At 45.8% G+C, this 13628-nt stretch carries 12 protein-coding genes; 10 read left to right on the forward strand and 2 right to left on the reverse strand.

The annotated features are described in order from the left end of the window. Positions 1–10: 10 nt before the first annotated feature. Genes H8705_RS03470 through H8705_RS03495 form a run of 6 tightly spaced genes read left to right on the forward strand, consistent with a single transcriptional unit; the run spans position 11 to position 4975 of the window. A complete protein-coding gene (locus tag H8705_RS03470) occupies positions 11–862 on the forward strand; it encodes a sugar phosphate isomerase/epimerase family protein (RefSeq protein ID WP_262394461.1) in 852 nt (283 codons plus the stop codon). Continuing rightward, positions 855–1691 carry a sugar phosphate isomerase/epimerase family protein gene (locus H8705_RS03475; protein ID WP_262394462.1) on the forward strand — a complete coding sequence of 279 codons (837 nt, stop codon included), beginning with the start codon at positions 855–857 and terminating at the stop codon, positions 1689–1691. Before H8705_RS03470 ends, H8705_RS03475 begins: the two co-directional genes overlap by 8 nt. Positions 1692–1734: 43 nt before the next feature. After that, a complete protein-coding gene (locus H8705_RS03480; protein WP_262394463.1) occupies positions 1735–2484 on the forward strand; it encodes a cupin domain-containing protein in 750 nt (249 codons plus the stop codon). 45 nt (positions 2485–2529) lie between these two features. Then, positions 2530–3285 (forward strand): cupin domain-containing protein, encoded by a 756-nt coding sequence (locus H8705_RS03485; RefSeq protein ID WP_262394464.1) that lies wholly within the window; start codon positions 2530–2532, stop codon positions 3283–3285. Between the two features lie 47 nt (positions 3286–3332). Continuing rightward, the gene (locus H8705_RS03490; protein WP_262394465.1) at positions 3333–4253 is read left to right on the forward strand and encodes a transporter substrate-binding domain-containing protein; all 921 of its coding nucleotides are present in this window, start codon (positions 3333–3335) and stop codon (positions 4251–4253) included. Between the two features lie 29 nt (positions 4254–4282). Then, positions 4283–4975 carry an amino acid ABC transporter permease gene (locus H8705_RS03495; RefSeq protein ID WP_262394466.1) on the forward strand — a complete coding sequence of 231 codons (693 nt, stop codon included), beginning with the start codon at positions 4283–4285 and terminating at the stop codon, positions 4973–4975. A 178-nt stretch (positions 4976–5153) separates the two neighbouring features. Here H8705_RS03495 and H8705_RS03500 read toward each other — a convergent pair whose 3' ends face one another. Continuing rightward, positions 5154–5339 (reverse strand): hypothetical protein, encoded by a 186-nt coding sequence (locus H8705_RS03500; RefSeq protein WP_262394467.1) that lies wholly within the window; start codon positions 5337–5339, stop codon positions 5154–5156. A 542-nt stretch (positions 5340–5881) separates the two neighbouring features. Here H8705_RS03500 and H8705_RS03505 point away from each other — a divergent pair. The 3 genes from H8705_RS03505 (at position 5882) to feoB (ending at position 9307) form a co-directional block, all read left to right on the forward strand. Next, a complete protein-coding gene (locus tag H8705_RS03505) occupies positions 5882–6490 on the forward strand; it encodes a LexA family protein (RefSeq protein WP_262394468.1) in 609 nt (202 codons plus the stop codon). Positions 6491–6606: 116 nt separating this feature from the next. Next, positions 6607–7140: an inorganic diphosphatase gene (locus H8705_RS03510; protein ID WP_262394469.1), complete on the forward strand. Its 534-nt coding sequence runs from the start codon at positions 6607–6609 to the stop codon at positions 7138–7140. A gap of 169 nt (positions 7141–7309) precedes the next feature. Then, a complete protein-coding gene (gene feoB / locus H8705_RS03515) occupies positions 7310–9307 on the forward strand; it encodes a ferrous iron transport protein B (protein ID WP_262394470.1) in 1998 nt (665 codons plus the stop codon). 42 nt (positions 9308–9349) lie between these two features. Here feoB and rny read toward each other — a convergent pair whose 3' ends face one another. Beyond that, a complete protein-coding gene (rny, locus tag H8705_RS03520) occupies positions 9350–10912 on the reverse strand; it encodes a ribonuclease Y (protein WP_262394471.1) in 1563 nt (520 codons plus the stop codon). A gap of 513 nt (positions 10913–11425) precedes the next feature. Between rny and thrS the strand changes: the two genes are divergently transcribed. Continuing rightward, complete coding sequence (gene thrS, locus H8705_RS03525) at positions 11426–13363, forward strand: threonine--tRNA ligase (protein WP_262394472.1); 1938 nt, start codon at positions 11426–11428, stop codon at positions 13361–13363. Positions 13364–13628: the final 265 nt, after the last annotated feature.

Consider the following 13628-nt stretch of genomic DNA (forward strand, 5'->3'; position numbering starts at 1 on the left):
AGCAATAGGAATGTCACGTATATTATGGGATCAGCTTGCGGCAATGAACACCCATTATTTCCATTATCCTTTTGAATATTTTCTAGAGACGCAGAAAGAGTTTTCAATTAAAAAGCTTGAGCTTTGGGGAGCTGTCCCGCATCTGTGGATTGACCATACAGGGTATGAATCCCCCGCCGGCCTGCTTACCCAGGCAAAGGAGCTGGGGATGGATTTCGCGGCGCATACCCCGCGCCCTTATGGGTACAGCTTATGTGTGCCGGAGCGCGGCTGTCAAAAAGAAAATTCTATGTCCTATTATAAAAACTGTGTAGATGTGACCCATGAAATACAGGCGCCTTACCTTTGTTTAAATTTTGTGGGGGGATGTTTTGATTATGCACCGGGGATATTGTGGGACAGCTGCCGGGAAAGTCTGAAAGAACTGTGCCGCTATGCCCAGGGGCGGGGCGTGCAGATCGCTCTAGGCACTGTAAGCTCAGAGGATGGGACCATCCTTGGGACTTTGCCGAAGCTGGTTCAAATGATCAGGGAGGTCCAGGAGGAGAATTTGAAGGCTCTTTTGGATACTTATGTGATTAGCCAGGCCAAAGAGACGATCGACCAATGGTTTACAGTCCTTGGGGAAAAAATTGTACATATTCATTTTACCGACGGAAGAAACGCTTCCCCGCGAATATGGGGAGAGGGAATTTATCCCTTAAGACAGTATTTGAACGCCCTGGCGCAAAAAGGTTACAGCGGAGCGCTGGGAATGCCTTTCTTAGATGAGCGGTATTGGGATAACCCCAGACAAGCGGATAAAACCAACTATACGCGGCTGCTAAAATTCTGTCCGAAAGGATGGGAAGCGGATGGCTAATATAAAATGGGAGCAAATTGCCGTCATGAATCAACATTATAAAAAGTATTCTTTTGATTACTTTTTGGCGGCGCAAGAAAAGCTTGGGATAAAAAATATTGAGCTTTGGTGCGGCGCTCCTCATTTCTGGTTGGATAGTGTCAGTTACAGCAACTGCAGGGAGATTAAAAAAAAGGCCCAAAGCTACGGGATAAAAATTGTTTCTACCGCGTCCCCTAGTTATCAGTGGCAGTACCAATGCGCTTCCCAGAAAAAAGAGTATTGGGAAAAAAGCTTGCAGTATTACACCAATGGAGTTAGGGCCGCCGCGGAATTAGGCGCAAAAATAATGGTGCTCAATTCCGGCTGGGGTTATTGGAATGAGAATCCGGAAGTTTCCCGGCAACGGGCGCTGGAAACTGTGGTGCAATTATGTGAGGCAGCAAAGAGGGAAGGGATTATCCTCGCGATGGAATCCCTGCAGCCCAATGAAACAAACATCGTTATTACATTAGATCAGATCAAACGGTTCTATGATCAGGTAAACCATCCAAACCTTAAAATTATGATCGACTCTGCCGCGGTAGGGAGCAATGGAGAAACCATCGAGCAATGGTTCCAAACTTTTGGGGATGAGATTGTCCATACCCATTATATCGACAGAGGTGTTACCACCCATAACGGCTGGGGGGATGGAAACTATCCCTTGGAACAGCAGTTGGAATGTTTTAACGCTTATAACTATAGCGGGTACTTTGTACAGGAACTGTTAGCGCCATCTTATTTTAAAAATCCCATCCGCGCCGATCAGAACAATATAAGAGTTTTGGAAAGGTTTGTGGAGGATTAAAATAGCCAATGAAAATTAACTTAAAATGGAAAGGGAGTTAATTATGGGTAACATCAAAATTTTAAAATCAAAAGACATCAAACTGGAATGGGACGGGGCGTTAGGCCGTGCAGATTTGCTGCCGGGAGCTTGCCCGACAGTAAAAACATATAAATGCGTGCTAAAAGCAGGCAATGAATATGTTCCCGAACTATATTCCCGCGCCGACCGGTTCCAATTTTTTGTATTTATTAATGCTTCCGGTTTTGTAGTATCTGGAAATGAAGCTTGGAATATCACTGACCGTGCCGTATTCGCTCCGTTTTTTGATAAACAAAAGGTTCGAATTAAAGCGGGAAAAACCGATTTGGAATTTTATCACATCACCAGCCTAATCAATGAAGAAGACGAAAAAGCCTTAAAGTTTATGCGTATTGAACTGCCAAAATTCAAACTCCTGAAAGATTGCTGGCAGTATACTGAAGGATTTACTGGAGATGCCGGCTCTGCCGTAAAATCTCACTTTGTCTTAGAACACCGCCTTACCGGACGCTGCTCTATGGGATGGAATGTTGGCGAAGGTCCCACCTTTATCGGCCAGCATGTTCATGAAGGCTTACAACAGTGGTATTTTGTTCTTCAGGACAGCACCTTTACCTACATCGCTGGAGATGAAAAAATCCCGATGAGCGAAGGGGATGTTTCTCATACCCCGTGTGCCACCTCCCACGGCAGCGAGTCGGCGGCCGGAGAAAAAATCGATTATTTCTGGTTCGAATTGGCGGATAAAGGCTATCGGCTGGAAAATGTTTAATAATAACAGAATGATTTAAGTGATGGATAGAAAGGGAGTAAACACATGTCTGAAATTAGAATTCTGAAAAAAGAAGATATTAAGCAGGAATTTGTAAATGGGCTTGCCCATCAAATTGTATTTCCCAACGAATATCCTGGAGTAGATATCTATAAATGCACTCTGAAAGCGGGCGAAAGCTGGAAACCGGCGCTTTCCAAGCGGGATGAGAAATTCCAGTTGTTCCTGTTCATCAATCAAGGAGGATTTATTGAATATCCTTCCTACATATTTGATATCAGCGATCGGGCGATTTTTATTCCTTTCTTTGACCAGGAAGAGTATACCATTCATGCTGGCAATACGGATCTGGAATTTCTGCATATCAATAGCGCAATCAATGAAGACGATCTTCGTTCTCTGAATTATGTTCGTCTGGTACTGCCTAAATTTAAACTGTTGAAGGATTGTTGGAGATATACGGAGGATTTCACCGGAGACGCAGGTTCTAACTTGAAATCCCATTATGTGGTAGAGCACAGCTTCTTAGGCCGTTGCTCCATGGGCTGGAACTTAGGGGTTGGACCTTCCTTCGTAGGGGAACATACCCATCCGGATCTGGAACAGTGGTACTATATCTTCCCGGGATCTACTTTTACCTATACCGCAGGCGATGTAAAAGTAGATTTGAAGGGCGGGGATATGACACATACCCCAATCAAAACGCCTCATGGCAGCATTACGGCAGCGGGAGAAAAAATCGATTATGTCTGGTTTGAACTGGCGGTAAAAGGGTATCCTTTGCCCCCAGAAAAAGTATAACTTCAAACAAACACAGGAGAAAAAAGAAATGTAATGGAGGTAACAGTATGAAAAAGATTCTAGCATTAGCCCTTGCGGCAGTAATGGTGCTCACATTCGCAGCATGTAGCGGTACAGATCAGCCGGCAAATGACGCTCCGGCGTCTACGGCCCCCTCTGAGGACGCTGCACCGGCGGATGATGCCACACCGGCGGACGAGGAAGTAGATGAAGACGGTTCCTGGACACGCATAAAGGAAAGCGGAAAATTTAAAGTGGGGACCGAAGGCAACTGGGTACCCTTTGTGTACAACGATATAGAAGATAACGATAAGTTAAAAGGCTTTGAGGTAGAAGTAGCGGAACAGGTAGCGGCGAAGCTGGGGCTGGAGCCGGAGTTCAACGTAGCAAAATCCTTTGACGGCGTACTGGCCGGTTTGGACGCGGGACGGTATGATATCTGCTTTGTAGGACTTAATAAAACATACCTGGAAGGCTTTGATAAACTGGGGCAGACCATCCCCTACGGCCGTTTGAATACGGTACTGGTAACAGCGCAGGACAGCGATATTACTAAGTGGGAAGATCTGGAAGGCAGACTTTCCGGAAACGCCCTGACAGGCGGCTACGGCAAGATCGCCAAGAAATATGGCGCTACTCTGACCGACTGTAACTTGGATCAGGCGATGGAAATGCTGGTAACGCATCGCATTGACTGCTCTGTGAACTCGGAGATCGCTATCAGAAGATATATGGATGCGAAACCGGATATGGCTGTAAAAATTAATCAGTACTATGAGCCGGAAGATCCAACCGAGCTGGATACAATCGCAGCGGTACGTGTTGCTGATCAGTCCTTCCTCAATCATGTGAATGGAGCGCTGCAGGAACTGCTGGACGAAGGCGTAATCTACGAGTTGGCAGTAAAATATTTTGGAAATGAAGTAGCTGACGCGGTACCTTTCTATGCGGAACATGTGCAGAAATAAAAAAATGGGTTAGAGGAGGATGACGGATAATGAGCGGAGAAGTAGCAAGAATAGGCCAGATAATGCTGGATGCATTTTGGCCATTGATGAAGGCTGGATTGATGACCACCATTCCGCTGACGATTGTTTCCTTTATTTTGGGACTCATTCTCGCCTTTATCGTAGCGCTGTGCAGGCTTTCTACCGCTAAGCCTTTACAGCTGATCGCCAGATTTTATGTTTGGGCAATCCGTGGAATCCCCTTGCTGGTATTACTGTTTGTGGTGTTCTATGGCCTGCCCAAGGTAGGAATCATGTTCGGCCCTTTTACCTCGGCAACGATCGGCCTTACTATGAACCAAGGCGCTTACAATTCGGAGATCATCCGGTCGGCCATCACTTCCATTAATAAAGGGCAGTGGGAAGCGACTAAAGCGCTTGGAATGACCAGAGGGCAGACGCTGGCTAATGTTATTGTTCCCCAGGCGGCTCTAATCGCGGTGCCGCCTTTAGGAAACACCTTTATCGGTTTGACAAAGGATACCTCCCTGGCGGCGATTTTAACCGTGCGCGAGGTGTTTATGATCGGTCAGCAGACGGTGGCGCAAACCTTCGAGCCATTGTGGATTTACATAGAAGTCGGCGTGGTGTTCCTAATTTTCAGCAGTGTTTTGGGGGCCATACAATCCTATATGGAAAAGAAATTGGGAAAACATCTGGAAGCACAAAAATCAAACAGGTAATTTGCAATAGAACACCTATTATTTTAAAAATAGGCGCCGCGGGAGTATCCGCGGCGCTTTGCTTTTTCAGTATTTTCTTTCTCCTTAGATAATATCTTCAGCACAAACAGCTATTAAAGCGACACAAAAAATAGAAAATAAAAACATGCGGTACAGGTGAAGCCCGTACCGCATGTTTTTATTTATCGCCCGCCAGCAGGTTTTCTGCATATCCGCGGAGCTGCTCCACGGTATGGACGTTATCGGAACGCTGCTGGATCATGCCCTGGACATAATCGGGCAGGGACATAAAATATTCTTTCGCAGTGTCATTGGCGCTGAGTAAAGAGCCGAGATCCTTACAGGAGCGGGAGCTTTTATCCATAATTTATCACCTCATGGATAGTATGTGCAGTTAGATCACGACATACGCAGACAGCCTAAATGGAAAATCTGACCTGTTTTGCAGTTTTCAATTTAATAGCCTGCAAAAACTAAACAGCTTTTGCGGCAACATGAGAATGGGGTGCGTGAGCGGAGCGGACTCTGCGCTTTTTTCCCAATTTTGCGGTGACAAAAGTAAGACCGCCGAAAAGGAAAAGTTGGACAATCATCTGTATAAAACTGATGGTTGCGTTTTCCCAAGCGGAAATGGATCCGATAAAAATGAGAAAACAAACAAAAGACAACAGTTGAAAAATACCTCTAATCGTAGTAATAGCTTTCATAATTCCATCCTTTCTGCCTGAAATAAAGGCAGGCCCTCTATGAGTTTTATGGTTGTCACTGGAAATACAACCAATAATTGTCATTAACTATAATATAATACAACGAAAAGTTGTTGTCAAGAGAAATTACAACTTTTTTTATATTTTTCTTGACTAACACAACGAAAAGTTGTATTCTATAAAAGAAGGAGGGATAGTTATGTTTTCTCAGCAGCTAAAAACCCTGCGCAAACAAAGGAAAATTTCTCAAAGCGCTTTGGCCTCTTTGCTTCATATCAGCCAACAGGCGGTAGGAAAATGGGAGACTGGACGATCTACCCCGGATCCCCAAACAATTACGAAAATTGCGGAATTGTTTGGTGTCACTACGGATTGTCTGCTTGGGCACGACTCCTCCTGTCTTTCGGACGGCCAGCAGCCGGGGGATGAAGTGATGCTGCCTATCTTAGGAACCGTAAAAGCCGGATATAACGCCCTGGCGTTTGAGGAAGACTATGGGATGGAATCAGCTCAGGTGCGCAATCCCAAGGACTATTTTTATCTTATTGTCAACGGGGACAGCATGGAACCGATGATCAGCAGCGGGGACTTGGCTTTGGTTCACCGCCAGCCGGATGTGGAAAGCGGTGATCTGGCGGTGGTGATCGTCAATGGGGAAGAAGGAACCTTAAAGAAGGTAATTAAAAAAGACGGAGCAGTGATTTTGCAGCCGTTTAATCAAGAATATCAGACACAGATATTTATCGGGCAGGATATTGAAAACCTTTCTATTGTTGGAAAGGTGATAGAAACGAAAAGAAAATGGTAGATATGAATTTTTTGTAAATTATTGTTTATAAACCATTCATTGTATTTTTTGCAGGATTATGGTAGACTTGTTGCACCACATGGAAATATTATGAGGAGAATTGAGGTAAACAAGTCATGAATATCTGGCATTCCATGAACCCCAAAAGGATTACCCAGACTGATTTCATCGCTGTAATTGAAATTGGAAAGGGCGGGAAAAACAAATATGAGCTGGACAAGGAGACTGGACTGATTATCTTGGACCGTATTCTGTACACCTCCACCCACTATCCGGCGAACTATGGTTTTATCCCACGTACTTATGGAGACGACAATGACCCACTGGACGTCTTGGTGCTTTGTTCCGAATCACTTGTTCCACTAAGCATGGTAAGATGTTATCCTATCGGCGTGATTTCAATGATCGACAACGGGAAGTATGATGAAAAGATTATTGCTATTCCATTTAATGATCCCATGTACAATATGTATAAGGACATCGATGAGCTTCCCAAACATCTTTTTGATGAGATGAGGCATTTCTTTACCGTTTATAAAGAGTTAGAAGGAAAAGAAACGGCGGTAAATGAGGTGGCGGGACCTGCGGATGCGATTAAGGTTATTCAGAGCGCCATCGATAATTATATCGATAAGTTTTGCAAAGGCTAAGATACTTCGGCCAATGCCAGAAAACGGCCTCACCTGCGGCGGACCGATTTGGTGCGCCGTGTTTTTTTGCAAAAATAAAACGTCCCCGGATTTTTCCGGGGACGTTTTTACGTATAAAATAATTTCTGCCGCCGTATGATGTGATATAAGGACAAGGAGGCGGTAAAAATTGCGGACGATTGCGCTTTTAGGAAACCCCAATTGCGGAAAAACCACTCTGTTTAACAAGCTGACCGGGTCAAACCAGCACGTGGGAAACTGGGCGGGAGTTACGGTAGAACGCAAAGAGGGGAAAATACATACACCCCAGGGGGACGCGCTGCTGATTGATCTGCCGGGGATTTATTCCTTTGGGGCCTATAGCCCGGAGGAAGCGGTTGCCAGGGATTTCTTACTGGAAGAAAATGTGGATGGTGTAATCAATATTTTGGACGGGACCAATCTGGAAAGAAATTTGTATCTTACCATGCAACTGCTAGAAATCGGATGCCCTGTAGTGGTAGCGGTAAATATGATGGATGAGATTCGCGCAAAAGGAGCAAATCTTGATATTGATAAGCTGGCCCGAAGTCTTGAAGTACCAGTGGTTGGAATTTCTGCCAGGACAGGGGAGAATGTCCAACAGCTGGCTCAGACAGCGTTAAAATTAAAAAAGAGAACCCGAGGTCCCTTATATGATAGAAAGCTGGAACAGGATATTGAACAAACTCAGCAGTTATTAAAAGGAAATATACACCCGCTGAAAGGAAAGGAGAGATATTACGCTTTACAGTACCTGGAAAGCGGCACGCTGCCTTTTTTAGTTTCCAGAGAAAAGAAATATAAGCTGTCAGAAATTCGGGAAAACGCAATCCGGAGATACGAAAAAATTGACCCGCAGACAGCGATTGCCAGTGAACGGTATAAAATTGTTGAGAAAATTGCAGCAAAAGTTTACACCCCGGAAGAAAATCTATTAAAAACCAGCGTTTCCGACTGGATAGATAAGCTAATATTAAATAAAATACTGGCGTTTCCGTTGTTTTTTTTGGTGATGTATGGGGTGTTTTCTGTCTCGTTCGGAAATATTGGGATTTTACTGAAAAAGGGGATGGAGACAGGCGTCTTTTGGCTTACGAAGACGGCGGAAGCTCTCCTTGCTGGAATACAGACGAATCCGATGATTATTGGACTGATAATCGACGGTGTCATCGGCGGAATGGGGGCGGTCGTAACCTTTTTGCCCCAGATCGCTCTGATATTTTTCTTTCTCACTCTGCTGGAAGACTGTGGATATATGGCCAGGGCCGCATTTATTATGGATAAGCCGCTGCGGGGTCTGGGGTTAACGGGAAAATCGTTTATCCCAATGCTTATGGGATTTGGATGCACCACTCCGGCGGTGATGGCCGCCCGCACGATGGATACGTCCCGGGACCGAAATATGACTATTCTTTTGATCCCTTTTTTGTCCTGCGGCGCCAAGTTCCCGATTTACGCAATGTTTGCCGGAGTGTTTTATCCTCATCATCAGGGGCAGGTTGTCTTTGGAATTTACCTGTTGGGAATTTTCGTAGGAGCCTGTTATGGCTGGTTTTTAAAAAGCAGTGTTTACAAACGAAACGACGCCCCTTTTTTAATGGAATTTCCCCCTTACCGTCTGCCAAGCGCCAGAGAACTTCTGCGCAATACAGGGAGAAAATGCGAGGAGTTTCTAAAAAAAGTAGGGACGCTTATCTTTTTATTGAGTATTATCGTTTGGATACTTCAGCATATCAGTTTGGAACTAAGGTTTGTTACTGATACCTCCCAAAGTATTTTTGCTATGGCAGGAGAGGTTATCGCCCCGGTCTTTTCCCCCTTGGGCTTTTCTTCACCCGAGGCAGGAGGGGCGCTTTTGGCGGGATTGGTAACGAAAGAAGCGGTAATTTCTGCGCTTAGCGTTATGTGCGCCCCTGTGCCTTTAACAGACGCCCTGCCGGGAATGTTTACCCCCTTGTCCGCCGCCTCTTTTTTGGTGTTCTGCCTGCTTTACAGTCCCTGCCTTTCAGCATTGGCGACTATGCGCAGGGAACTCCACTCTTGGAAAGCAGCGGCGTTGGCCGCTGCGGTGCAGACAGGAATTGCCTATATTGCCGCCTTGGCGGTATATCAGATCGGGCTGCTGTGCTGCCGCTTGTTTGGATAAAAAAGGCCCGTCTGCTGTGACAGCAGACGGGCTTTTTTATGATTATTTCGCGTATTCAATCGCTCGGTTTTCCCGGATACAATGTACTTTAATCTGTCCCGGATAATCCAGCTCATCTTCGATCTTCTTAGCGATATCGCGGGCGACAATGGTCATCTGATCATCGTTGACCATATCTGCCTTAAGCATGATACGTACTTCACGTCCAGCCTGGATAGCAAAACACTTTTCAACTCCATCAAAGGAATTGGCGATCTCCTCCAGCTTTTCGAGACGTTTAATATAATTTTCCAGATTTTCACGTCTGGCCCCAGGACGGGCGGCGGAAATCGCATCCGCAGCCTGTACAAGACAAGCGACGATTGTTTTTGGTTCCACATCGCCGTGATGAGCCTCGATAGCGTGAATAATTTCTGGAGATTCCTTATATTTACGGGCAAGATCCACTCCGATCTGCACATGGGAACCTTCAATTTCATGGGTCATGGATTTTCCAATATCATGGATCAAACCGGCTCTGCGAGCTTGAACCTCGTCGGCGCCGATTTCGGCGGCCATAATACCGGCAAGCTGGGAAACCTCAATGCTGTGGCCCAGAACATTCTGGCCATAACTGGAACGGTATCTCATGCGTCCAAGCAGTTTTACCAGCTCTGGATGCATTCCATGCACGCCGCATTCCATTACCGCGCGCTCGCCGTCCTGTTTGATTTTATTTTCAATCTCTCTGCGGGCTTTTTCCACCGTCTCTTCGATCCGAGCCGGATGGATACGTCCGTCCTGGATCAGCCGTTCCAGGGCCACGCGGGCCACTTCACGCTTCACAGCGTCATGGCTGGAAAGAGTGATGGCCTCCGGAGTGTCGTCGATAATCAAGTCTACACCGGTAAAGGTTTCTAATGTACGGATATTTCTGCCCTCTCGGCCGATAATGCGGCCCTTCATCTCGTCGCTGGGCAGAGGAACGACAGAAACGGTGATTTCAGCTACATAATCAGCCGCGCAGCGGCCGATAGCAGCGGAGATAATCTCTTTGGCTTTTTGCTCGGAATCATCTTTCAGCTGGGCCTCATACTGGGAAATCTTCATTGCCTTCTCATGGGTCAGCTCACCCTCCAGGCAGGAGAGGAGATAATTTTTTGCCTGATCCACCGTAAAACCGGAGATTTTCTCCAACATATCGAACTGATGGGCCTTGACCTGATCGGCCTCCACCAACTTCTGTTCGGCTTCTTTGAGTTTCCCCTGAAGCACCTCTTCCTTCTTTTCTAAATTGTCCAGCTTCTTATCAATAGATTCTTCTTTCTGCTGTACACGGCGCTCCAGTCTCTGGACCTCGGAACGGCGCTCTTTCATTTCTTTTTCTGCGTCTTGCTTGAGTTTGTAAATTTCGTCTTTTGCCTCGATGATAGCTTCTTTCTTTTTGCTTTCCGAGGATTTTATCGCGTCACTGATCAGTCTCTTTGCTTCTTCTTCGGCGGAACCTAAGGCAGACTCAGCAGCCTTTTTTCTATATTGAACACCTAAAAGAAAGGCGATAACAGCAATTATAGTAAACACAATAATACCGCATATGACGAAAAGTATTATTTTCCCAATGCTCATTAACTATTTCTTCCTCCTTTTCTTTAAAATTTTTTACAATATCAAGGTAAATCAAAATTGTCAACAGACAAGGAAACGTCCTCTATTTTTATGACAAATTCCCAAATTTTCCGAAATCGTCACAAACATACTGCATGACATTACTATTTTATATGGATTTTGTATAGTTGTCAAGGAATTTATGTGTTGACAAGAGATTTGGTTGGTGATACTATACTATATATAAATCAATAGCTTGGTAAAAGCGATGATAAGGAACAGTTCTTCCGCTTATTTGCTCCACAGAGAAACTGGGTCACCGGCTGAAAGCCCGGTTGGATCATAGGAAGAAGTGACCGCCTTGGAGCTGCGTACAAACCCTTGGAGCTAAGTGCGCCGGATATGTCCCCGTTACGGACGGTACGAGTGGCAGGTGACTGCAATTCGGGTGGAACCGTGGAGTGTTATCTTCATCCCGTTTATTTGGGATGGAGTTTTTTTATTTTATGTATCAAATGAAGGAGACGATAGATTATGATTAATGTAACACTGAAAGGCGGCGTTGTAAAACAGTACGAAGCTGGCGTCAGCGTAGCCGATATTGCCAAAGATTTGGGCATGGGCCTTTATAAAGCGGCCTGCGCGGCAAAAATCGACGGCCAGGTAACTGATCTGCGCACCCTGGTCACCCAGGACGCTCAGGTAGAAATTCTTACTTTTGAGGATGAAGATGGGAAAAAAGCTTTCTGGCATACCGCTTCTCATATTTTGGCCCAAGCGGTGCTTCACCTGTACCCCAATGCGAAATATGCAATCGGTCCGGCGATCGACAACGGCTTTTACTATGACTTCGATGTGGAAAAGCCTTTTACCGCCGAAGACTTGCAGGCTATTGAAAAAGAAATGGCCAAGATTGTAAAAAGCGGTATCGAAATCAGCCGGTTTGAGCTGGATCCGGTACAGGCCAAAGAATTGATGAAGGAGCAGCCTTATAAACTGGAGCTGATTGAAAAACATTCTGGAGCAGGGGAAAAAATCAGCTTTTATAAACAAGGCGACTTTACTGATTTGTGTGCCGGCCCCCATCTGATGAGCACAGCGCCGGTAAAAGCGGTGAAGCTCACCTCCAGCACCGGCGCGTACTGGCATGGAGACTCCAACCTGCCTATGCTCTGCCGTGTATATGGCACCGCCTACCCCAAAGCCAGCGAGCTGGAAGCTTATCTGGCGGCGGTGGAAGAGGCGAAAAAGCGGGATCATAATATTATTGGGCGCCAGCTGAAATATTTCTGCAATTCGGATGTGGTAGGCCAGGGGCTTCCTCTTTTGATGCCTAAGGGCGCTAAACTGTTCCAAATCCTTAACCGTTATATTCAGGACAAGGAAGAATACGAGTATGGTTATCTGATGACCAGAACTCCGCTGATGGCAAAATCCGATCTTTATAAGATCTCCGGCCATTGGGGACATTATAAAGAAGGAATGTTCGTGCTGGGGGACGAGGAAAAGGACAAAGAAGTGTTCGCGCTGCGTCCCATGACCTGCCCGTTCCAGTATCAGGTATATATGAACGATATGCACTCCTACCGGGATTTGCCGCTGCGTTATGGGGAAACTTCCACCCTGTTTCGCAATGAGGCTTCCGGAGAGATGCACGGGCTGATCCGTGTCCGCCAGTTTACTATTTCTGAGGGACATCTGATCCTGCGTCCGGACCAGCTGGAGGAAGAGTTTCGCCAGTGTGTGAAACTGCTCCAGGAGGTAATGACGGATATCGGTCTGATTGACGATTTGAGCTACCGTCTGTCTAAATGGGATCCTAACGATCAGGAAAAATATATTGGCACTCCGGAAATGTGGGACGAAGCAGAAGGCTTAATGAGAAATATTTTGGACCACATTGGCCTGGAGTACAAGGAGGCAGTGGGCGAAGCGGCGTTCTACGGGCCGAAGCTGGATGTTCAGATCAAAAACGTCCACGGCAAAGAGGATACGCTGATCACAGTACAAATCGACCTGATGCTTGCTCGTCAGTTTGAGATGACTTATATTGATAAGGACGGGGAAAAGAAATATCCTTATATTATCCACCGCACTTCGCTTGGCTGCTATGAAAGAACCATGGCCCTGCTGCTGGAAAAATTTGCGGGCGCCCTGCCCATGTGGCTTTCTCCGGAACAGATTCGGGTACTGCCTATCGACGACGGGCAATTAGATTTTGCCAAGCAAGTGATGGCAAAGCTGCGTAGCGCTGGCCTGCGGGTAGAGCTGGATGACCGGCGGGAAAAGATCGGATATAAAATCCGGGAAGCCCAGGTAGAAAAGATCCCTTATATGCTTATTATCGGCGATAAGGAACTGGAAAGCGGAAGCGTGGCTGTACGTTCCCGCAAAGCCGGAGATTTGGGCGCTGTTTCGGTGGATGAGTTCCTGCAGAAAGCATTGGAAGAAGTGCGCACAAAAGCAAAATAAAAATCAAAAAGGCCGTCGTTTACGACGGCCTTTTTGATGAAACTGTGAGAAATTTGTGAAGGCTGAAAACCGGAAAAATAGACCGTACATAATTCGTTCATAATACATTCCTAGATTTTCCAAAAAGATAGGCGCATCTATACAAAAAACAGAACTATTTATAGCGACATGTACAAAATATGGTTACAGTTTTAGTCAAAATACTTGCCTAAATCTGTGAATAAAGGTATAATAAAACGTACACAAAAAAAGGATCGTTCTGTTT

This window comes from Youxingia wuxianensis (assembly GCF_014385085.1).
GTDB lineage: Bacteria > Bacillota > Clostridia > Oscillospirales > Ruminococcaceae > Youxingia > Youxingia wuxianensis.